Below are 19723 nucleotides of genomic sequence, written 5' to 3' on the forward strand. Positions count from 1 at the left end.
GGCGATCCCGTCTCGACCCGGGCGAGGTCGTCCGGCGTCACGCGGCGGCCCTTTCCGCCGCGAGCCAGCCCTCCGGCACCTGCCCGTGGATGGCCAGCACCGCCGGCCGCCCGCGCTGAACCCCCTCGTCGTCGACCTCCTGGAGGAAGACGACGATGCCGGCCCGCCAGCGCGCGAGGCGGCGGGCCGCCGCCAGGGCCTCGTCGGCGAAGCCGTAGCCCTCCGTGGGCTGCCCGACGAGGCGGGCGCCCCTGGCCTTGTAGGTCTGGACGAAATAACCGGCGGACATCAGGCGGCCTTCCCGAACGCGTCCCGAGGGGCGGCGACCGTGCCGTGGGCGGCGAGCATGGCCGGGTCGGCGACGAAGCCGGCCGCCCCGTCGAGGGCTTGCGGGACCACGATGCCGCCGCTGCGGCATCTCCCCCTCGCCTCGCCGGTGCGCGGCGCCCCGACCCTGTTTCGCGCCCCGAGCCTTCGGGGCAGCACGAGATGTTCCGTCGTCATGGTCCCGATCCGGCCTGGAGTGACGAGAACACATGACGAACGAAATAAGTCTTTTTCGTGTCGTTCCACAAGGGATGCGCGGCGTGGCCTTGACGTCGGCCCCGGCGACGATGCGGCCGGGCCGAGCCGCGTCGTCAAAAGATTCGTCAGCCGTAAACCCTCGGCCCGGTCGCGCGTTGACGACCCGAGGTCGCAGGAGGACGGCGGGATGCAGCGGGACCACGGGGCGGAGACCACCTCCGCCGTCCACTCCAGGCCGCCCATCGCCGGCCTGCCGACGCCGACTCACCCCGGACGGCTCCCGCCGCGGTTCAGCGCCGCACCGCGGGGCACGGCCGCCGAGGATGTGAGCGGCCACCGGGACACGCCCGCCGGCGACCTCGCCTTCCTGGCCCGCTTCGCCTTCGGACGCTATTGAGGCATGCGGCGGCGGACCGTCCGTCTCCTCGCGGCCTTCGTCCTCGCCGCTCCGGCTTCGGGCTCCCCGGCCCTGGCCGGCAGCCCCCACGAGGGCGCCCCGGCGGAACAGCGGCGCGGCGTCGCGCCCCCGCCCGTCCGGCGGGCGCCCGCGGGCCTGTTCAACTGTTCGTCCAGGGAGCAGCGGACGAAGCTCGAGCGGAAGAACTGCGGCGGCACGCGGTTCTGAGGACGGGGACGCAGCGTCACCGCCGGAGGGGTTGGCTCACCCGCCTCGCCTCACGATCCCCTCGGCCTCGGTCAGCGCCTGCCCGAGATACCGCGCGAGGGCGGTGGCGCCGGCCGCCTCGGCCTCCATCAGCAGCACCGGCACGGCCGCGATCGTGGCACGCGCCGCGGGCCCGTAATCGGCCCCGGACTTCTGCCCGGTGTCGCGCCGGATCCGCGGTGCCGAGCGCTGATAAACGTTGGGTCGGCGCATCGGTCAGACCGCGTTCGGGTGAGGGCTCGGCCGCCCCGGCCTCGTCAGCCTGCCCGTCCTGACTTGCCCGGACGCTTCGCACCCACCGACGCAGGCGTCGGTGTCTGCGCGCCCGAACTGGCTATTGGAGGTCCGGACGGCGGTCAGGGGCGGATCCCAGGAAGAGAAGGGCGGGCGAGGTAGGACACCGTCGCCCTAGGCTGGACACGGGCGCGAGGCGAAGCCGGCACACGGCTTTCGGACGCTCTGCAAACCGATGAGATGTTGGGCCGCCGTGTACGGGAAAGTTTGGTCGGAGTGAGAGGATTCGAACCTCCGACCCCTAGTCCCCCAGACTAGTGCGCTAACCGGGCTGCGCTACACTCCGACACCGCTCGGCGGTGACGCTCTCTTAGGACGTCCGCACGGCCGTGGCAAGCCCGTTCGTGAGATCGTCCGGGCAGTTCGACGGCGGCCTCGATCAGTGCTGGACGCGATTGGCCTCCGGGAGGGCGAGCCCGTGGAGGCGCGCGGAGGGCACGGGCGCGAAGGACATCACGGCGTCCCCGGCGTGTTCCAGGAGGAGGGCCACGTCCATGACGTCGAGCCGCAACGCTTCGGCCCGAACATAGGCGATCATCCGGTGCAGCACCTCGATGGCCGCGTCGTGATGCTCCTCGTCGATCAAGGCCTGCCCCCAACACTTGAACCTGCTCGCCCCGCCCGCCGCATGTCGGCGCCCGGAGGTCGACCGATCAGGCGCCGACGGGCGCCCGCGCTCGACAGAAACCCGCGAGTTTAACCTCGGTCAATTTCGCGCAGCCGACGAAGCGTCGCAACAGTTTTTGCGCGACCAGGGCTCAAATCACGTCGCCCGTGACCGAAATGCGTCCTGTCTTCGGCAGGATACCCAGCAAATGTCCGACGAAATCGACAGGTATTCTACCTCGGACGCCTTCGAATCTGCGTTCCGCAATTTCAGGCTGAACGGACCGAGGCGAGGAGGCGCGCGCATTCGGCGAGGTCGGCCAGCACGGCGCTCATGCGCTCGACCACGCCGGCCTCCTCGGCCGCGCGGGCGCGCGCCGGCTCCGGGCCGCGCAGGGCGGGAAGGGCCGGCCGCGCCGCGGCGGGCACGCGCGCGGGGGTCTCACGGACGGCGGGCTCGGGAAGCGCCGGCTCCCGCGGCTCCGGCGCGGGCGGGGGCTCGTCCCCCTCGCGATCCGGCCGATGTCCGGGCGCCGCGACGGGCGGCTCGGAGCGCGGCGCGGCGGCCTGCGAGCGGGCGAGGGCGCCGGCGACGTTCCGCGCCCCGTGTTCGGCGAGCAGGCGCTGGACGCCCTTGATGGTGTAGCCCTCGTCGTAGAGTAGGGTCTTGACGGCCCGGAGCAGGGCCACGTCCTCCGGCCGGTAGAAGCGCCGCCCGCCCGCGCGCTTCAGAGGCTTCACCTGCGGGAACCGCGTTTCCCAGAAGCGGAGGACGTGCTGGGGGAGGCCGAGCTCATCGGCGACCTCGCTGATGGTCCGGTAGGCGTCCTGGCTCTTCTGGGGGGCCGGCCGGTCAGTCATCCTGCGCCAGCGGCGTGCCGTTGATCCGGCTCTTCAGGACGTTCGACGGCTTGAACACCATCACGCGGCGCGGCGTGATCGGCACCTCGATGCCGGTCTTGGGGTTGCGGCCGATGCGCTCGCCCTTGGAGCGCACCACGAACGAGCCGAAGGACGACAGCTTCACCGTCTCGCCGCGCGCGATGGCGGCCGAGATCTCCTGGAGCACCATCTCGACCAGTTCGGCGGATTCGCTGCGCGACAGCCCGAGCTGCTGGTAGACGGCCTCGGACAGGTCCGCCCGCGTGATGGTTCTGCCGTCCGTCGTGCCCGGGACTCTGGCCATGAGCGCTCTCGATGATCTGTCGACGGCCGCGAGGCGGTGGAGCCGGCTGGCGAAGCTTAACCCTTGTCGCGCAGGCGCGGAAGCCGCGACGGCCACGCGCCCGGCCGTGGCACCTCTCCCGTTCGGCGCGGTCACCAGCGCAGGAGCGCGGCCCCCCAGGTGAAGCCGCCGCCCACGGCCTCCAGCATCACGAGGTGGCCCGGGCGGATGCGGCCGTCGCGGGTCGCCTCGTGGAGCGCCAGGGGCACCGAAGCCGCGGACGTGTTGGCGTGGAGCTGCACCGTGGTGACCACCTTGGAGGGGTGGATGCCGAGCTTCGCCGCGGACGCGTCGATGATGCGGCGGTTGGCCTGGTGCGGCACGAACCAGTCGAGGTCGTCGGGGCCGACGCCGGCCGCCTCGAAGGCGTCCACCACGACGTCCGTCACCTGCCCCACGGCGTGGCGGAACACGTCCTTGCCCTGCATGCGCACGTGGCCGGTGGTGCCCGTCGTGGAGGGGCCGCCGTCGACGAAGAGCTTGTCGCGCCCCCGCCCGTCGGAGCGCAGGTGGGTGGTGACGATGCCGCCGTCGCGCAGCGCGTCCCCGCCCCGCTCCGCTTCGAGCACCACCGCGCCGGCGCCGTCGCCGAACAGCACGCAGGTGGTGCGGTCCGACCAGTCGAGCAGGCGCGAGAAGGTTTCGGCGCCGATCACCAGGGCGCAGCGGTGCGAGCCCGAGCGCAGGAACTTGTCGGCGGTCGCCAGCGCGAAGACGAAGCCCGAGCACACGGCCGCGAGGTCGAAGGCGACGCCGCCGGTGATGCCCAGCGCGGCCTGCACCTGCGTGGCGGTGGCCGGAAACGTGTAGTCCGGCGTCGCGGTCGCGACGATGACGAGGTCGACGTCCCGCGCGTCGCGCCCCGCGCGCGCCAGCGCGGCGCGGGCCGCGTGCGTGGCGAGCTGCGAGGTCGTCTCGCCCTCGGCGGCGAAGAAGCGCCGCGTGATGCCGGTGCGCTGGACGATCCACTCGTCGGTCGTGTCGACCGTCGCCGCCAGCTCGGCGTTGGTGACGCAGCGCTCGGGCAGATAGGCGCCGACGCCCCTCACCACAGACCGCCAGCCGCTCGATTCCACCACGGGGCCTCTTCGATTCCTGACAGGGCCGGAGCCGCTCGACGCGCCGTCCGGCGCCGGGCCGGCGACCCGCGGCCGCCGGAGCCGCGGGGCCCTCCTATGCGCCCAATCGGCGCCAGCGGCAATCGTCCAACGTTTGCGGGTTCACGGCGCCGGGACGGGGGCCGCGCCGGCCGCGGGGCTCGGCGCCCCGTCCGCCCCGGCGCCCGCCGACTGCGCGTCCTGCGACAGCGCGAGCTGGCCGCGGATACGGGCCAGGAGGTCGTGGCTCACCATCTCGTGGCCGACCCCGATGGCGCGGGCGTAGCCCACGGCGTCCGTGCCGCCGTGGCTCTTGATCACGACGCCGTTGAGGCCGAGGAACACGCCGCCGTTGACGCTCCGCGGGTCCATCTTCTCGCGCAGCGCCGCGAAGGCGCCGCGGGCGAACCAGTAGCCGATCTTGGACATCAGGCTCGAGCCCATCACCTCGCGCAGGTAGCGGCCGATCTGCACCGCCGTGCCTTCGGCGGTCTTGAGGGCGATGTTGCCCGTGAAGCCCTCCGTCACCACGACGTCGACCGTGCCGCGCCCGAGGTCGTCGCCCTCGACGAAGCCACGGTAGTCGAGCGAGGGCAGCGACAGCTCGCGCAGCATGCGCCCGGCCGCCTTGATCTCGTCCAGCCCCTTGATTTCCTCGACGCCGACGTTGAGCAGGCCCACGCTCGGCCGCTCGATGCCGCGCACGATGCGGGCCATGGCGGCCCCCATGATGCCGAGGTCGACGAGGTGCTGCGCGTCCGCGCCGATGCTGGCGCCGACGTCGAGCACGATGGAGACGCCCCGCGCGGTGGGCCACATGGCCGCGATGGCGGGCCGGTCCACGTGCGCCACCGTGCGCAGGCAGATCTTGGACATGGCCATGAGGGCGCCGGTGTTGCCGGCCGACACGACGCAGTCGGCGCGGCCCGCCCTCACGGCGTCGATGGCCATCCACATCGACGAGGTGCGGCGGCCGGAGCGGAGCGCCTGGCTCGGCTTGTCGTCCATCCGCACCGCGACCGCCGTGTGGACCACCTCGGAGGCTTCGGCCAGCGCGGGCTCGCGGGCCAGCAGCGGGCGGATCTGCGCCTCGTCCCCGACGAGCAGGAAGCGCGTGCCCGGCCGCTCGCGCAGCGCCAGCGCGGCGCCAGGCACCACGACGGAGGGTCCGTGATCGCCGCCCATGGCATCGATTGCGATCCGAACCGCCCCGTTCATCCGTCACCCTCGCCTGAGATCCCGGTCCAATGCCGCCACGCCGGCCCGCGCGTCAACTCGGGCGGCCCCGAACCGGGTTTCCCACGGGTCAGCCCTCGCCGGGCCCCTTCAAGGCTTTGAGGGCCGCGAAGGGGGATTCGTCGGGCTCGGCGGCGTCCGCGGGCTCGTCGAAGACGATCCCAGGCTTGCGCGGATAGGGGTCGAGGCCCAGCACCAGGATCTCGGCCGCCAGCGCGCCGAGGTCGATGCGGCCGTTGACGATGGGGTCGGGGAGATCCTCAAGCTCCTCGTCGTCGCCGTTCGGCCGCGCCGCGCGCGCCGCCGCGAGTTCCTCGACCTCCGCTTCCGGCGCGAAGCGCACGTCGACCGGCTCGGCGAGGTCGGAGGCGAACTCGTCGAGCGACACCACGCAGACCTGGCGCACGCGCGCCGTCACGGTGCCGGTGACGTGGAGCCCGTCGGCCCCCTCGCGGCGCACCCGGAACGCCGCCGACAGGGCGTCGATGCCGGGCAGGTCGCAGTCCCGCGCCAGGGCGTCGCGCTCCGCGGGCGTCGCTTCCACGGCGAAGCTCGTCGCGGCGTCGCGCGCCGCCGCCGCGTCGAAGCGGCGGGACAGGGGGTTGGAAGGGTCGATCGGGCGCGTCATGGGGGACTCGGGACTGGGACCGCGGACGGGTCCGGGAAGGGCAGCGGGCCGGCGAGGCACCCGTCGAGCGGGGTGGCGGCCAGCGCCTCGGCCGCCGCGGCGGCGTAGCGGGCCATGCGGGCCGCCGCCTCCGTCCCGCCGCGGCCGGCGTAGACGTTGCGCCCGACCGCCGCCGCCAGCGCCTCGGCGCCGGCGCGGAGGCCGGCATCGTAGGCGGCGGAGCGGCCGAGAAAGGCCTCGCACAGCTTCTTCATGCGCTTCGGCACGGTGATGTCGCCGACGCCGGCCTCGCGCAGGTCCGCCTCGAGATGGGCGAAGACCGTGTCGACGAGGTCCTGCGCCACCGCGGGGCCGGGCGCCTCGGCGGCGTTGAAGCGCCGCAGCACGAGGCCGGCGTGCAGCGCCAGGAGCTCGAAGCGGCCTTCGAACGTGTCCGGCACGCCGTAGTCGAGGTAGAAGGCGGGACGGCGCACGGCGCCCACGATCTCGCCGTGCAGGCGGTCGAGCGTGACCCTGTTGCGGGACGGGCGTCGACGCCCGAAGGGGAGCAGCATCCCGAAAGGGATCACCATGGCGCCGGGTCCGACGGCCGTCGCGTCCTGCGGCGAGGCGGGGAAGGAGCGAAAACTTGCTTTTCGCAGGTGCCGCAGTTACGCACTGCCCTCGCCCAATGCAAGGGTCCGCCCCGGCGCGACGGCTTCGCGAAAGCTCCGCCGGCTCTGGTATCGCATCGTCGTGTCCCCGCCGGGCGCCTTCGCGGGGCGGGACAATGCTCAGGAGGTTTCGATGCGACGCATGGACAGGGCCGCGGCGCACGCCCGACGGGCGGCCGGTCTCGCCGGCGTCGGCCTGCTGGTTCTCGCCCTCGGGGGCTGCCTCGGCTACGACGGCGAGGTGACGCGCGGCTACGTGGCGGACCAGCGCTCGCTCGACCAGGTCAAGGCCGGCTCCTCGGCCGAGCAGGTGCTGGTGCTGCTCGGCACCCCCTCCACGACCTCCACGGTGGGCGGCACGGCCTGGTACTACATCAGCCAGACGGTCGACCGCACCTTCGCCTTCTCGGCCCCCGCCGTGGTCGACCAGCGCGTGCTGGCCGTCTACTTCAACAGGGACAAGAAGGTCGAGCGCATCGCCAACTACGGCCTGCAGGACGGCAAGGTGTTCGACTTCATCAGCCGCACCACGCCGACCGGCGGCGCCGAGCAGGGCTTCGTCCGCAACCTGTTCCGCTCGCTGCTGAAGTTCACCTGACGGGCCGGCCCCCGCCGGGCCTCACAGGTCCGCGGCGGGGTCGGCCGGGGCCGAGGGTGCGAGGTCGCCGAGCGACGGCTCGCCCGCCGCGGGGTCTCCGGGGCGCGCGGGATCGAAGGCGGGGAACAGGAGCAGGCCGGCCAGGAAGCCGCCGATGTGGGCCTGCCACGCGATGGCGCCGCCCCCCATGCCGAGCGACGACGAATACAGCCCGAACAGGAGGTTGGTGGCGAACCACGCCGCCAGGAAGGTGAGTGCCCGGCTGTCGCGCAGCACCTCGCGCAGGGGCTGTGCCGGCTGGAACGAGGCCCGCCGGCGCCGGTCGCCCACCGCCTCCACGATGGCCGCCAACGGCACGTGCGGCTGGAACATGAAGCGCAGCGTCGCCCCCATGCAGGCCGACACCGCCGCGGAGGCGCCGATCACCGGCGCGAGGTCGAGCGGTTGCGCGGCCCACTGCATCGCCGCGCCCGCGACGGCCCCGACGGTCAGGAAGGCGAAGAAGCGCCACGCCCCGAAGCGGCGCGACACCGGCGTGCCGAAGGCGAGCAGCCAGATCCCGTTGAGGCCGACGTGGCCCCAATCGGCGTGGAGCAGCGCGTAGCTGACGGCCGTCCAGGGCTCGGGGGAGCCGTCCCCGAGGAAGAAGCGTTCGGCCTGGGCTTGGCGGTATCCGTCCGCGCCGTGCTGCGCGAGAGTCACCACGGCGCCGACCACCCGATCGGGCGCGACCGCGAAGGTGAAGCGCCCCGGCACGAAGGCCAGATGCGTGAAGAGCGCGTCGTCCCAGCCCTCCGGCAGGACCTGCCGGACGGCGTGGATCCCCAGCAGGACCGCCAGCGTCGCCGCGATCGGCCACGGGATGTTGAAGAGCGGCTGGCGCGGCGCGGCCGCGCGCCCGGGCTCTGCGGTACGATCGAGCAAGGCTGGAGACCCCGATGGCCGGGGCGGAGCCCGGGACGGACGCGGCCGGGCGGACCGCATGCATGCGGCACCGTCCCACACGGGGCAGGCCCGGGCAAGCGGCACGGACCCTGCCCCGCGGAGGGCGAGCCGTGCTCCCCGCGGCCGATCCGTGCCGATCCGCGGCGGGCGGCGGCGGCCGGCGTGCCGGAGCGGGACGCCCAGGGACCGGAATGAGACACGAGACCAGCCTCAAGCTCCACGCCCATTGGGATGCGCTGCGCGCGGGGCGCGCCGCGCCCGGACGCGACGAGGTCGACCCGGCGGCGATCCGCGGCGTGCTCGCGTCCGTGTTCATCCTCGACGTCGGGGCGCGTCGATCCGACGCCGTGTTCCGCCTGAGCGGGACGCGGATCGACGCCCTGTTCGGGCGCCCGCTGCGCGGCACCGCCTTTCGCCGCATCTGGTCGGCCCGCTCCGCCGCGCTGGCCGCCGCGACGCTCGATGCGGCGCTGGACGGGGGACGCCCAGCCGTCGCTGCGGCGCGGGGCGGCGCGCCCGGGCGCGGCGCGCTGGACTTCGAACTGCTGCTGCTGCCGCTCGACGGCGGACGGCATGCCCTGGGCTCGCTCGCCACCTCGTCGACGCCGGGCTGGATGGGGCTGGCCGCCGCGGCGCCGCTCGACATCCTGCCGGCGCACGACCCGCGGACGCCCGACCGCGGGGGCTTCGGGCGGCGGCGCGCGGCGCTCACGCTCCACCCGGGCGGGCGCGGCATCGCGACGCCGGCAGCGCCCCGGTCTTGAATGCGGTGAGAACCGGGCCGCACGAATTCAGGCCGCTTTAAGAGGTGCGGCGCGATGGTGCTCGCCAGCAGAACCGTCCCGAACCCCTCAAGGCGGACCTCCGGTGGTGTCATCCCCGCTCCTCAGATCCGAGCCGCAGGCCCACGAGCGGCGGCGCCACCAGCGCGTGCGCGTGGCCGTGCTGGGCCGCTACATGCTGACGAACCGGCAGGAGTTCCCCTGCCAGACGATCGACATGTCCCCCGGCGGCGTCGCCCTGATCGCCCCGGTGCGCGGGGCGCCCAAGGAGCGCGTGATCTGCTACATCGACCAGATCGGCCGCATCGAGGGCACCGTGGCCCGGCTGTTCGAGAACGGCTTCGCGCTGGCGCTGAACGTGCCGCTGCTCAAGCGCGAGAAGCTTGCGGACCAGCTCACCTGGCTCGGCAACCGCCACGCCCTCGGCATGCCGGAGGACCGCCGCCATGAGCGCGTCCCCTCGCGCCACCCGCGCTCCACGCTCAGGATGCCGGACGGCCGGGACTACCCCGTGCGGCTGATCGACGTGTCGGTGTCGGGGGCCGCCTTCACGGCGGAGGTGCATCCGCCGGTGGGCACGCCCGTGACGCTGGGGAACACGCCCGCCCACGTGGTTCGGGGCTTCAGCGGCGGGGTGGCGGTGGAGTTCGCCCGGCCCTACTCGGCGGACAGCGACCCGAGCCTTCTGGTGTTGTGAGGCCGGGGCGCGGAGCCCCGGACCTCAGATCTCCTCGAGGTCGTAGTCGAGGATGGCCATCTGCAGCGTGAAGGACTTGCCCTTCGGGTCGTCGGCCGACACGACGCCGAGGAAGTCGCTGCCCACGTTCAGCTCGACGGAGTCGGTCTTCTTGGCGCGGGGCACGACCTTGAACTTGTCGTTGTCGAACAGCAGCCGCAGGTAGGACTCGATCGTCGCGCGCTCGACGGGGATCTTCATCTCGAACGAGAAGGAGCGGTCCCCGTCCTCGTCGTCCACCGCGATGGTGGCGATGCGGCGCTCGCCGAGCGACACGTCGGCCCGGTCGGCGTCGCCCTGGTGCGGCTGCACCCTCACGGCCTTGTTGCCGAAAGTGCGCTGCAGGTAGTCCTGCAGCTTGTGAAGTTCGGTCTTGTTCAAGCTGTGCTCCGAAAGGTGTCCGGTCGCGCGTCGACCCACGCGGGGACGGCCTCGTCACGGCCCTCGGGCCGGGCCGGAACCCTAGCCGAGGCGGGGTCCCGACGGAAGCTCAAAGCCCCTGCACGACCGCCCGGCCGACGCCGCGCCCCTGCTCCACGAAGGCGCGGTCCTGCGTCTTCTGGGCGATGATCTGGTCCATGGTGCGGGCCGGCTCGGCGCAGCCCGCCTCGCCCACCACGCGGCCGGGCACGCCCACCACGGTCTTCTTCGGCGGCACCGAGGCCAGCACCACGGAGCCGGCCGCGATGCGCGAGCAGTGGCCGACCTCGATGTTGCCGAGCACCTTGGCGCCCGCCCCGATCAGCACGCCGCGGCGGATCTTGGGGTGGCGGTCGCCGGTCTCCTTGCCGGTGCCGCCCAGCGTCACGTCGTGGAGCAGCGACACGTCGTCCTCGACCACCGCCGTCACGCCCACCACGAGGCCGGTCGCGTGGTCGAGGAAGATGCCCTTGCCGAAGGGCGCCGCGGGGTGGATGTCGGTCGCGAAGACGCCCGAGGACCGGCTCTGCAGGTAGAGCGCGAGGTCGCGCCGCCCCATGTTCCAGAGCGCGTGGGCGAAGCGGTGCGTTTGAATGGCGTGAAAGCCCTTGAAGTGCAGCAGGGGCTCGACGAGGCGCGTGCAGGCCGGGTCGCGGTCGAAGAAGGCCATGATGTCGGCCCGGAAGACTTCCCCGATCGTGGGGTCGTTGCGCGCCACCTCGGTGAAGGCCTGGCTGAGCAGGATGGCGGGCACATCGCCGTGGTCGAGGCGCGCGGCGATGCGGTAGATCACGGCCGCTTCGAGCGTGTCGTGGTTCAGCACCGTCGTCAGGATCAGCTTCGACAGCACCGGCTCGTGCCGCAGGATCTCGTCAGCCTCGGTCCGCATGCGGGCGAAGAGGGGATCGACGCTCCCCATCTCGATGACCTTGGCGGTCTGGCCGTGCCACATGAGTCGAACTCTCCAAGTGCCGGAGGCTCCCGGGACCGGACGCCACCCTAACAGATACGGGCTCTCGGGTCCGGAACAAGGCCCGGCCGTCGGCGCCACGCTGCAGGATGAACGCGACGTGAATGCGACGGGATCCCCCGGAAACGGGTGCGACCCTGTCGAACCCCGGCCTTCGCCGGGCGCCCGGGATCCCGCGGCGCCTTTGTCCGGGGAAGCCCGGCGGGGCCGTCACGGCCGCCGCGACAGGAAGTCCAGCGTGCCCGCCTTGAAGGTCCGGTCGCCGACCGCGGGGTTGTGGTCGCGGTCCGGGATGTCGAGCACCTCGCCGCGCGGCAGGAGCTCGGCGAGGCCGCGCGGGTCGCCCGCCACGGCGTCCTTGGTGCCCACCGCCACGAGGCTCGGCGCCGCGATGCGGCCGACGTCCGCCGGCGTGAGGGTCTGTCGCGAGCCGCGGATGCAGGCGGCGAGCGCCTTGAGGTCGTTGCCGCCGGCTTCCGCGAAGCGGCGGAACATGCGCTGCATCGGGTCCGTGAGCACGTCGAGCGAGGGGGCCTCCATGGCGTCGCCGATGCCGGACGGCAGGCCGACGCCGCGTACAAGGTGGACGCCGAGCCCGCCGAACACGATCGAGCGGACGCGGTCCGGCGCGCGGAGCGCCAGGAAGGCCGCGACCCGCGCCCCCATGGAATAGCCGATCACGTCGGCCCGATCGATCCCGAGGTGGTCGAGCAGGCGGAGCGCGTCCTCGGCCATCAGCGGCGTGGCGTAGTCGGCGGGGTCGTGCGGCTTGTCGCTCGCGCCGTGGCCGCGGTGATCGAAGGCGACCGCGCGGCGCCCGTCGCCCGACAGGGTGCGCAGCCAGCCCGTGTCGGCCCAGTTGACGCGGGCCGAGGAGGCGAAGCCGTGCACCAGCAGCGCGGGCTCGCCGCGGTCGGCCGCGGAGGGGGCCTCGTCGCGGAAGGCGATGCCGACGCCGTTCGAAGAGAAGTTCATGCCCGCGGGTCCCCTGTCGTGCCGTCCGGCGCGTCTTGCCCAACGCGCCGGACGGCCGCAAGCGCGGGGGCGGCATGGGCGCCCTACCCTTCCGGCACCGTTCCCCCTATGGTGCGCCGCGACCGTTCACCCGTCGAGGACCCCCATGGCCGGCCACCAGACCCCGCATTTCCACAACCAGCCCGGCGTGCCCACCATCCGGATCGGGGTCAAGGAGTTCATGTGCACCGGCGCGCTGCCGCCGCTCGACCACCCCCACACCTTCATCGACATGGGCGACAGCGACGACGCGATCTGCCCCTACTGCTCGACCCACTACGTCTTCAACGGGGCGCTCGGCCACCATGCCGACCCGTCGGCCTGCGAATACACGCCCGAAACCGCGCCCTGACCCAGCCCGTGCCGAGGATCGCCGTCGCCGGCGCCGGCATCGGCGGGCTCGCGGCGGCTCTGGCGCTGGCCGAGGTCGGCTGCGCGGTCGACGTCTACGAGCGGGCGGAGGCGCTGGAAGCGGTCGGCGCCGGCGTGCAGCTGTCGCCCAACGCCGCGATCGTGCTCCGGCGCCTCGGCGTGCTCGACGCGCTGGGCGCCGCCGCCGTCCCCTCCTCCGAGGTGCGGATGCGCCGGGCGCGCGACGGCGCCGTGCTGGCCCGCGTGCCGCTCGGGCCCGCCGCCGAGGCCCGCTACGGCGCGCCCTTCCTGTCGGCGCTGCGGGCCGACCTCCAGGCGGCGCTGCTCGCCTGCGCGGCGCGGCGCCCCGCGATAGCGCTCCACCTCGGCCGCGGGATCGAGGGCTACGATCTGCGGGCATCGGGCGTCGCGCTCCGCTTCGCGGGCGGGACCGCGAACGCCGACGCGCTGGTCGGCGCCGACGGCATCCGCTCGGCGGTGCGGCGGCAGGGGACGGGCGGGGACGCGCCCCGCGCCTCCGGCCGCTCGGCCTACCGCGCCTCCGTGCCGCGCGAGGCCGCCGACGCCGACGCGCGGGAGCCGCGCTCAAACCTGTGGCTCGGGCCGAGCGCCCACCTCGTCCACTATCCCGTCGACGGGGGCGCCCGCATCAACGTCGTGGCCATCGTCGACGAGGGCATCGCCGCGGACGGCGCGGACCCGTGGTCGCAGCCCGCCGAGGCCGCGGCGGTCGAGCGACGCTTCGCCGGCTGGGCCGCGCCGGCGCGCCGGCTGATCGCGGCGGCGCCCGGCTGGCGCCGCTGGCCGCTGTTCGACCGCCCGCCCCTGCCCCGCTGGTCGGCGGGGCCGGTGACGCTGCTCGGCGACGCCGCCCACCCGATGCTGCCCTTCCTGGCGCAGGGCGCGGCCCAGTCGATCGAGGACGCCGCCGTGCTGGCCGACAGCGTGTCGCGCAGCGGTGGTGATTTCCCTGCGGCATTTTCAACCTACGAGGCCCTGAGGCGCCCCCGGACATCTCGCGTTCAGGCACAATCCGCCAGACAGGGCAGCATCTACCACCTCGGCCCGCCGCTCTCCCTCGCGCGCGACTTCGTGCTGTCGACCCTCGGGCCAGCCCGGCTGGCGGCGCGGGTCGACTGGCTCTACGACGCGCCGGCCGAGGTGAGGCGGTTCGCCGGACCGTAACCGGGCGCGGGCGCGCCAGAACCGATCGGACCCATGCCGACCGACCCCCAGAAACCGGACCTGCGCTCGGCCCACGTCATCGTGGTGGCCAACGAGAAGGGCGGCACCGGAAAATCCACCGTGTCGATCCACACCACGGTGGGCCTACTCAAGGCCGGCTACCGCGTGGCGACGGTCGACCTCGACGTGCGCCAGCGCACCTTGACGCGCTTCCTCGAGAACCGCCTGTCCTGGGCGGACCAGTCGGGCGTGCCGCTGGAGATGCCGTTCCACCACGCGCTCGACCGCGGCGACTCGACCGACGTCGGCGACAACGAGACGCGCGAGTTCGCGCGCTTCGCCGACGCCATCGAGCAGATCGAGCACGACTACGAGTTCGTGGTGATCGACACCCCGGCCTCCGACAGCTACCTGATGCGGCTCGCCCATTCGCTGGCCGACACGCTGGTGTCGCCGATCAACGACAGCTTCATCGACGTGGACGTGTTCTCGCGCGTGCACCACGACCGTTCCAAGCGCGGCGCGGTGGCGCATTACGCCGACCTCGTGCTGGAAGCGCGCCGCCGGCGCCGGCAGGTGGACGCCGGCATGATCGACTGGGTGCTGCTGCGCAACCGCGTGGCCTCGATCCAGTCCAACAACGCCAAGCAGATCGCGGTGTCGATCGGCAAGCTCGCCAGCGAGTTGCAGTTCCGCACCGCGGAAGGGCTGCACGACCGCGTGATCTTCCGCGAGCTGTTCCCCATCGGCCTGACCGCGCTCGACAACATCGAGGAGGCCGCCAAGGGCGGCGTGCTGACCAACTCGCAGCTCGCGGCGCGCCAGGAGATCGCCGAGCTGATCGAGACGCTGCGCCTGCCGGTGCGGATGGCGGGCGTGTCCCACCTCGCGGCGCGCCACGCCTGGTTCGAGCGCATGTCGCGCTTCTACCGCGAGCGTCCGCAAGGCGGGGGCTGAACCCGGCCGCTCATCCCGGCGACGCGGGGGCGAGCGGGGCGGAAGGCGGCGTTCACCACAGGGATGCCATGCGGGATCCCGGCACGGCGCGGGGCGTTAAACCCTGTTTCGGGGATCGGCCGCAGCGCCGCTTCGATCCGGGGTCACGCGAGCGCCGTCCATGAAGCTGTTCGACTGCCAGAACTGTTCGCAGACGCTGTATTTCGAGAACACGACCTGCGAGCGGTGCGGGCACCGGCTCGGCTACGTCCCCGAGGACCAGGACCTCTACGCCGTGGTGCGGGTCGGCGACATCGCGGAGCACCACTGGCAGATCAAGGGCGACACGTCCCGCACCTTCCAGTTCTGCAACAACGCGCAGCACGACGTGTGCAACTGGCTCGTGTCGAGCGACGACCCGCTCGGCTACTGCACGGCCTGCCGCCACAACCACACCGTCCCCAACCTGTCGAAGCCCGGCAACGACGAGCTGTGGCGGCTGATGGAGATCGCCAAGCACCGCCTGTTCTACACGCTGATCGAGCTGAAGCTGCCCACGGTGCCGCGCAGCGTCGATCCCAAGGAGGGGCTGGTCTTCGAGTTCCTGGAGGACCCCGGCGGCGGCAAGCGGGTGATGACCGGCCACGAGGACGGGCGCATCACCATCGCGATCGCGGAAGCCGACGACGCCGAGCGCGAGCGGCGGCGCAAGGCGATGCACGAGCCCTACCGCACGCTGCTCGGCCACTTCCGCCACGAGATCGGCCACTATTACTGGGACCGGCTCGTCGACGGCCAGCCGGCGCTGAAGCACTGCCGCGATACGTTCGGCGACGACCGGCAGGACTACGGCGAGGCCTTGAAGCGCCACTACCGCGAGGGCGCCCCGGCGAACTGGAAGGAGCGTTACGTCAGCGCCTACGCCACCACCCACCCGTGGGAGGACTTCGCCGAAACCTTCGCCCACTACCTCCACATCCTCGACACGCTGGAGACCGCGGAGGCCTTCGGGGTGGCGACGCATCCGCACGGCATCCGCGAGGCCGAGGAGCTGTCCGCCGAGGTCGACTTCGCGCCCGACAAGGCGAAGAGCATCCGGCCGCTGATGAAGGCCTGGCTGCCGCTGACCTTCGCGCTGAACAGCCTCAACCGCTCGATGGGGATGGGCGACCTCTATCCCTTCGTGCTGACGCCGGCCATCATCGAGAAGCTCGGCTTCATCCACGACCTCGTCCACGGCTACGTCGGGGTGACCCGCCCGGAGCAGCCCGAGATGGCGCCCTACGCGCCGGTGCCCGAGAACGTGCCGCCCCCGGCGAGCCCGGCCTTCGTGGGGGCCGAGCAGGATCAACAATTCTAAAATCGAGCATTCGGTGCGCCGGTCCGTTCCGTCGGCGACCGGCCGCGGCCCTGCCTCACAGTTTACAAAGGGCCCGCATCACGACCCCCGAGGCGTTGAATATATGTCGAGCTTCGTCTTGGGTATGGCTCGCGTTAGGATGCATCGTGTTGTTGCGCAACACAGAACCGAGGTGGTGCAGATTGACCCGTGCATCTTCCCAATCGTTCTTCTTCTCCCTCTCTGCGTTAGTCTGACTGCGCATGGGCTGGATTAAGGCATCCATCCGTGTGGTGATCTGCCGCCATGTTGTTCCCGGCGGGATAGCCATGCCCAGAACGCCTGCGAGTTGCTGAACGGCAGCCTCCATTCCGGTACGCCTACGGCGAGGGCCGCGGAAACGGTGCTTTCGGGTTTCGTCGCGGCGTGATCGCGGGTCGGGAAGGCCCGGGGCTGAGCGTCGAGTTCAGGCTGCGGCGTCGAGGCTCGGCAAGACGGCTGAGGTCGGCTTCCAATTCCACGGCAGCAGCTCGGCGAGGCGCTGGGCCGGGTGAGATGCGATGCGGCCGAGCACGTCGGCCAGCCAGGCCTGCGGGTCGACGTCGTTCAGCTTCGCCGTCACGATCAGGCTGTTGAAGAAGGCCGCCCTCTGTCCGCCGCGGTCCGAGCCGGCGAACAGCCACGCCTTGCGTCCCAGGGCCAAGCCGCGCAACGCCCTCTCGGCCGCGTTGTTGCTGAGGCACACGCGCCCGTCGTCGAGGAAGCGGGCAAAGGACGGCCAGCGGTCCAGCATGTAGTCCATGGCCCGGGCCACCTCGGAGCCGCGCGGCAGGCGGGCGCGCTCGGTGCGCATCCAGCCTTCCAAAGCCGCCACGATCGGGGCGGAGCGCTCGTGCCGCACCGCCAGGCGCTCGGCCGTCGGCCGGCCGTTCACCTCGCGCTCGATGGCGAACAGCTCGTCCATGCGCCGCACGGCTTCGAGCGCCAGGGGCGCGATCACCGCCACCTTCTTGCGCGCCCTCTGGCGCGCCGCGGCCTTAATGTCGGCCAGCTCGAAGAATTTCCTGCGCGCGTGGGCCCAGCACGCGGCCTCGATGATCGGCGCCGGCTTGCGCCCGCCCTCGTAGAGCCTGCCATAGCCCCCGTAGGCGTCGGCCTGCAGCACCCCGGTCCAGCCCGCGAGGTGCGCCTGCGGGTGCTCGCCCCGCCGGTCGGGCGAATAGCGGAACAGGGCCGCCGGGGGATCGGGACCGCCGAACGGCCGATCGTCGCGCACGTAGACCCACACGCGCCCCGCGCTGGTCTTGCCTTTGGCCAGCACCGGAACGGTGGTGTCGTCTCCGTGCAGCCGCCCCGCTGCCATCACATGCGCTGCGATGAGCCGGAACAGCGGCTCCAGCACACCCGCGCAGGTGCCCACCTGGTCGGCCAGCGTCGACAGGCTGAGCGGCACGCCTTCGCGGGCATAGCGCTCGGCCTGCCGGTTCAACGGCTGGTGCTGGCCGTATTTCTCGAACAGCACCATGGCGAGCAGGCTCGGCCCCGCCCAGCCGCGCGGCACGGCGTGGAAGGGCGCGGGCGGCTGCGTGACGCCCTCGCAGGCGCGACAGGAGAAGCGCTCGCGCACGGTCTGGATCACAGTCCAGCTGCGCGGCACCGCCTCCAGCGTCTCGGTGACGTCCTCGCCCAGCTTCGACAGACGCGTGTTCCCGCAGCACGGGCAGGCGGCCGGGGCCGGCACCACGACGCGCACGCGCGGCAGGTGGGCCGGGAAGGGCTGGCGCGAGGGCTGGCGTCGTTCCGTCGGCGCCGGCACCGCGGCCTTGGCGGCGGCTCTCTCGGCCGCGAGGGCGTCGGCGGCCGCCGAGGCTTCGAGTTCCTCGAGTTGCAGCTCGTACTGGTCGATGAGGCGCTGCGTGCGCTCCGAGCGCTGCCCGTAGAGCGTGCGGGTGAGCCTGGCGATCTCCAGCCGCAGGTGGGCGATCAGCGCGGCGTCGCCCGACAGCTGCGCCTTCACGGCGGCCGCCTCGGCCTCGGCGCGATCGGCTGCGGCCCGGGCCTCATCGGCGCGCTCTGTGGCCTGGTCGGCTCGGAGTTCGGCGGCCGCCAGGGCTGCGCGCAGCGCTTCGACGTCGATCTTCTCGGGCTTGAGCCGCTTCGCCATGAGCAGAGCCGATCATAGATCTTCAGATAACGCCAGAGTGGCGAGCGTCGATAGTGTTGATAACAGTCCAAGGCTCATCCTGCCCGGCTCGGCCGCCAGGTCTGCTGCGGATGACGCCAGTCTATGCCTTCGAGCAGGTAGCCGAGTTGGGCCGGCGTGATGGCCACGCTCTCGCCCGCCGTCGCGGGCCACACGAACCGGCCCCGTTCCAGGCGCTTGGCGTAGAGCGACAGGCCGAGCCCGTCGTGCCACAGGCACTTGATCAGGTCGCCGCGCCGGCCCCGGAACACATACAGGTCGCCCGCGAACGGATCGCGCCCGAGGCCCTGCTGGACCAGCAGCGACAGCCCGTTCATGCCGCGGCGCATGTCGGTGTGGCCGGCCGCGATCCACACCCGGACGCCGGACGGGACCGGGATCATCGCCGGTCCAGCACGTCGAGCACGCGAGCGAGCGCCTCGGCGTCCACGGCGCCGTCCACCACCACGCGACGGCCCCGCCCCACCTCGATCACCATGCGGCCCTGCACGGCCTGCCGCGGCCTCCTCCGGCGTGGCGCTGGCTCGCTCTTTGCCGCCGGCTCGGGCAGCAGGACGGCGGGCACGAAGACTGGAGCCGGCTCGGGAGTGACACGCTTGACCTTCAACGCCCGGCGCCATGCCATCAACTGCGACCGCGTGATGCCGTGACGACGCGCCGTCGCCGACACCAGCCGCGGCGCCTCCAGGCACTCCGTCACGATGCGGAGCTTTTCCTCCTCCGACCAGCGACGGCGGCGCCCGACCTCGATGACTTCGAGGCGTTCAGGCAGGAGACTGTGCGTATGGCTGTCCATACGCGCAGTCTCGATCGTCGACGGCCCCTCTCACAAGGCGGCCCTCGCCGGAGGCATACCCATTCCGCGCATGAGATGGAAAACGCAGGCCGTCGATTGCTGGAGGGAGAGGCATTGGGCAGCCTTTTGAAATTCGGAGGACGAAACAGCGAATGTCGTCGCCACTTCGGCACCGAAAGGCTGGACCTGTCCGTAAAAATGGCTATCAACTTGAGGAACGGGAAAGTAAGATCTTTCCATCAACTCATCCAACATGCGCTCTCGCAGATGGTCTATCCGACTCGCGAGCTGCCTGAATGTGTCGGCATCGATCTCGTCTCCGAATCGTTTGATTTCGGGCCCAACACGCTGGTCGAGCCCAACATCCACACAAAGGCGCATAATTTTGTCCAAAGCCGCGCGAACTTGGCTTTTAGTGTCTGCAATCTGGTCTTGCTCAAAATTTTGCTCTGCCGCCCTGTCACATATGTCTTCGAGCCGCCAGAGATCTGAAACAGCT

Annotated in this window: 28 protein-coding genes and 1 tRNA gene; 10 read left to right on the top strand and 19 right to left on the bottom strand. The window is 72.2% G+C overall.

Annotation, left to right across the window (positions count from 1 at the left end):
• Positions 1 to 37 precede the first annotated feature (37 nt).
• Both L7N97_RS07495 and L7N97_RS07500 read right to left on the bottom strand, forming a co-directional pair.
• On the bottom strand, positions 38 to 289 hold the full coding sequence (locus tag L7N97_RS07495; RefSeq protein ID WP_237477697.1) for a hypothetical protein: 252 nt from the start codon (positions 287 to 289) through the stop codon (positions 38 to 40).
• Entirely contained in the window at positions 289 to 504 is a 216-nt protein-coding gene (locus L7N97_RS07500; protein WP_237477698.1) for a hypothetical protein, read from the bottom strand. Before L7N97_RS07500 ends, L7N97_RS07495 begins: the two co-directional genes overlap by 1 nt.
• Positions 505 to 712: 208 nt before the next feature.
• Between L7N97_RS07500 and L7N97_RS07505 the strand changes: the two genes are divergently transcribed.
• On the top strand, positions 713 to 922 hold the full coding sequence (locus tag L7N97_RS07505; RefSeq protein WP_237477699.1) for a hypothetical protein: 210 nt from the start codon (positions 713 to 715) through the stop codon (positions 920 to 922).
• Between the two features lie 3 nt (positions 923 to 925).
• On the top strand, positions 926 to 1150 hold the full coding sequence (locus tag L7N97_RS07510) for a hypothetical protein (RefSeq protein ID WP_237477700.1): 225 nt from the start codon (positions 926 to 928) through the stop codon (positions 1148 to 1150).
• A gap of 36 nt (positions 1151 to 1186) precedes the next feature.
• Here the strand turns inward: L7N97_RS07510 and L7N97_RS07515 are convergent, their stop codons facing one another.
• The 9 genes from L7N97_RS07515 to L7N97_RS07555 all read right to left on the bottom strand — a co-directional run bounded on the left by L7N97_RS07515 (position 1187) and on the right by L7N97_RS07555 (position 6847).
• On the bottom strand, positions 1187 to 1402 hold the full coding sequence (locus tag L7N97_RS07515) for a hypothetical protein (protein WP_237477701.1): 216 nt from the start codon (positions 1400 to 1402) through the stop codon (positions 1187 to 1189).
• A 289-nt stretch (positions 1403 to 1691) separates the two neighbouring features.
• Positions 1692 to 1769, bottom strand: a tRNA-Pro gene (locus tag L7N97_RS07520).
• 93 nt (positions 1770 to 1862) lie between these two features.
• Complete coding sequence (locus tag L7N97_RS07525) at positions 1863 to 2069, bottom strand: hypothetical protein (RefSeq protein WP_237477702.1); 207 nt, start codon at positions 2067 to 2069, stop codon at positions 1863 to 1865.
• Between the two features lie 290 nt (positions 2070 to 2359).
• Positions 2360 to 2950: a MerR family transcriptional regulator gene (locus tag L7N97_RS07530; RefSeq protein ID WP_237477703.1), complete on the bottom strand. Its 591-nt coding sequence runs from the start codon at positions 2948 to 2950 to the stop codon at positions 2360 to 2362.
• Complete coding sequence (locus L7N97_RS07535; RefSeq protein ID WP_237477704.1) at positions 2943 to 3275, bottom strand: integration host factor subunit alpha; 333 nt, start codon at positions 3273 to 3275, stop codon at positions 2943 to 2945. The genes L7N97_RS07530 and L7N97_RS07535 overlap by 8 nt, the downstream gene beginning before the upstream one ends.
• Positions 3276 to 3406: 131 nt before the next feature.
• Positions 3407 to 4393: a beta-ketoacyl-ACP synthase III gene (locus L7N97_RS07540; RefSeq protein ID WP_237477705.1), complete on the bottom strand. Its 987-nt coding sequence runs from the start codon at positions 4391 to 4393 to the stop codon at positions 3407 to 3409.
• A gap of 141 nt (positions 4394 to 4534) precedes the next feature.
• A complete protein-coding gene (gene plsX, locus L7N97_RS07545) occupies positions 4535 to 5629 on the bottom strand; it encodes a phosphate acyltransferase PlsX (protein WP_237477706.1) in 1095 nt (364 codons plus the stop codon).
• An 88-nt stretch (positions 5630 to 5717) separates the two neighbouring features.
• Positions 5718 to 6275, bottom strand: coding sequence for a YceD family protein (locus L7N97_RS07550; RefSeq protein ID WP_237477707.1), 558 nt, complete (start codon positions 6273 to 6275; stop codon positions 5718 to 5720).
• Positions 6272 to 6847, bottom strand: coding sequence for a ubiquinol-cytochrome C chaperone family protein (locus tag L7N97_RS07555; RefSeq protein WP_237477708.1), 576 nt, complete (start codon positions 6845 to 6847; stop codon positions 6272 to 6274). The genes L7N97_RS07550 and L7N97_RS07555 overlap by 4 nt, the downstream gene beginning before the upstream one ends.
• 214 nt (positions 6848 to 7061) lie before the next feature.
• Here L7N97_RS07555 and L7N97_RS07560 point away from each other — a divergent pair, with 214 nt between their 5' ends.
• A complete protein-coding gene (locus L7N97_RS07560) occupies positions 7062 to 7526 on the top strand; it encodes an outer membrane protein assembly factor BamE (RefSeq protein WP_309242767.1) in 465 nt (154 codons plus the stop codon).
• Positions 7527 to 7547: 21 nt separating this feature from the next.
• On the opposite strand, the gene L7N97_RS07565 is transcribed toward L7N97_RS07560, so the two are convergent.
• On the bottom strand, positions 7548 to 8450 hold the full coding sequence (locus L7N97_RS07565) for a rhomboid family intramembrane serine protease (RefSeq protein ID WP_237477709.1): 903 nt from the start codon (positions 8448 to 8450) through the stop codon (positions 7548 to 7550).
• A 212-nt stretch (positions 8451 to 8662) separates the two neighbouring features.
• Here L7N97_RS07565 and L7N97_RS07570 point away from each other — a divergent pair, with 212 nt between their 5' ends.
• Complete coding sequence (locus L7N97_RS07570) at positions 8663 to 9235, top strand: PAS domain-containing protein (protein WP_237477710.1); 573 nt, start codon at positions 8663 to 8665, stop codon at positions 9233 to 9235.
• Between the two features lie 106 nt (positions 9236 to 9341).
• The gene (locus L7N97_RS07575) at positions 9342 to 9950 is read left to right on the top strand and encodes a PilZ domain-containing protein (RefSeq protein ID WP_428980966.1); all 609 of its coding nucleotides are present in this window, start codon (positions 9342 to 9344) and stop codon (positions 9948 to 9950) included.
• 24 nt (positions 9951 to 9974) lie between these two features.
• On the opposite strand, the gene L7N97_RS07580 is transcribed toward L7N97_RS07575, so the two are convergent.
• The 3 genes from L7N97_RS07580 to L7N97_RS07590 all read right to left on the bottom strand — a co-directional run bounded on the left by L7N97_RS07580 (position 9975) and on the right by L7N97_RS07590 (position 12354).
• Positions 9975 to 10370 carry a DUF3126 family protein gene (locus tag L7N97_RS07580; protein WP_237477712.1) on the bottom strand — a complete coding sequence of 132 codons (396 nt, stop codon included), beginning with the start codon at positions 10368 to 10370 and terminating at the stop codon, positions 9975 to 9977.
• 109 nt (positions 10371 to 10479) lie between these two features.
• Complete coding sequence (gene cysE, locus L7N97_RS07585) at positions 10480 to 11361, bottom strand: serine O-acetyltransferase (RefSeq protein ID WP_237477713.1); 882 nt, start codon at positions 11359 to 11361, stop codon at positions 10480 to 10482.
• Positions 11362 to 11589: 228 nt separating this feature from the next.
• Positions 11590 to 12354, bottom strand: a complete 765-nt coding sequence (locus L7N97_RS07590; protein ID WP_237477714.1) for an alpha/beta fold hydrolase — start codon at positions 12352 to 12354, stop codon at positions 11590 to 11592.
• A 145-nt stretch (positions 12355 to 12499) separates the two neighbouring features.
• On the opposite strand from L7N97_RS07590, the gene L7N97_RS07595 reads away from it, so the two are divergent.
• The 4 genes from L7N97_RS07595 to L7N97_RS07610 all read left to right on the top strand — a co-directional run bounded on the left by L7N97_RS07595 (position 12500) and on the right by L7N97_RS07610 (position 16246).
• A complete protein-coding gene (locus tag L7N97_RS07595; protein ID WP_237477715.1) occupies positions 12500 to 12745 on the top strand; it encodes a zinc-finger domain-containing protein in 246 nt (81 codons plus the stop codon).
• A gap of 8 nt (positions 12746 to 12753) precedes the next feature.
• Entirely contained in the window at positions 12754 to 13950 is a 1197-nt protein-coding gene (locus L7N97_RS07600; RefSeq protein WP_237477716.1) for an FAD-dependent monooxygenase, read from the top strand.
• A gap of 33 nt (positions 13951 to 13983) precedes the next feature.
• Positions 13984 to 14907, top strand: coding sequence for a division plane positioning ATPase MipZ (locus L7N97_RS07605; protein ID WP_237477717.1), 924 nt, complete (start codon positions 13984 to 13986; stop codon positions 14905 to 14907).
• A 160-nt stretch (positions 14908 to 15067) separates the two neighbouring features.
• Positions 15068 to 16246 (top strand): zinc-binding metallopeptidase family protein, encoded by a 1179-nt coding sequence (locus L7N97_RS07610; RefSeq protein WP_237477718.1) that lies wholly within the window; start codon positions 15068 to 15070, stop codon positions 16244 to 16246.
• Between the two features lie 55 nt (positions 16247 to 16301).
• Here the strand turns inward: L7N97_RS07610 and L7N97_RS07615 are convergent, their stop codons facing one another.
• The 4 genes from L7N97_RS07615 to tnpA form a co-directional block, all read right to left on the bottom strand.
• The gene (locus L7N97_RS07615) at positions 16302 to 16595 is read right to left on the bottom strand and encodes a hypothetical protein (RefSeq protein ID WP_237477719.1); all 294 of its coding nucleotides are present in this window, start codon (positions 16593 to 16595) and stop codon (positions 16302 to 16304) included.
• A 96-nt stretch (positions 16596 to 16691) separates the two neighbouring features.
• Positions 16692 to 18389, bottom strand: coding sequence for an IS66 family transposase (gene tnpC / locus L7N97_RS07620; RefSeq protein ID WP_237477720.1), 1698 nt, complete (start codon positions 18387 to 18389; stop codon positions 16692 to 16694).
• A gap of 74 nt (positions 18390 to 18463) precedes the next feature.
• Complete coding sequence (tnpB, locus tag L7N97_RS07625; RefSeq protein WP_237477721.1) at positions 18464 to 18811, bottom strand: IS66 family insertion sequence element accessory protein TnpB; 348 nt, start codon at positions 18809 to 18811, stop codon at positions 18464 to 18466.
• Positions 18808 to 19224 (bottom strand): IS66-like element accessory protein TnpA, encoded by a 417-nt coding sequence (gene tnpA, locus L7N97_RS07630; RefSeq protein WP_237477722.1) that lies wholly within the window; start codon positions 19222 to 19224, stop codon positions 18808 to 18810. The genes tnpB and tnpA overlap by 4 nt, the downstream gene beginning before the upstream one ends.
• Between tnpA and L7N97_RS07635 the strand changes: the two genes are divergently transcribed.
• On the top strand, positions 19213 to 19716 hold the full coding sequence (locus L7N97_RS07635) for a hypothetical protein (protein ID WP_237477723.1): 504 nt from the start codon (positions 19213 to 19215) through the stop codon (positions 19714 to 19716). The genes tnpA and L7N97_RS07635 overlap by 12 nt on opposite strands.
• The last annotated feature ends 7 nt before the right edge of the window (positions 19717 to 19723 follow it).

The sequence above is a fragment of the Lichenibacterium dinghuense genome (genome assembly GCF_021730615.1).
Taxonomy (GTDB): Bacteria; Pseudomonadota; Alphaproteobacteria; order Rhizobiales; family Beijerinckiaceae; genus Lichenihabitans; species Lichenihabitans dinghuensis.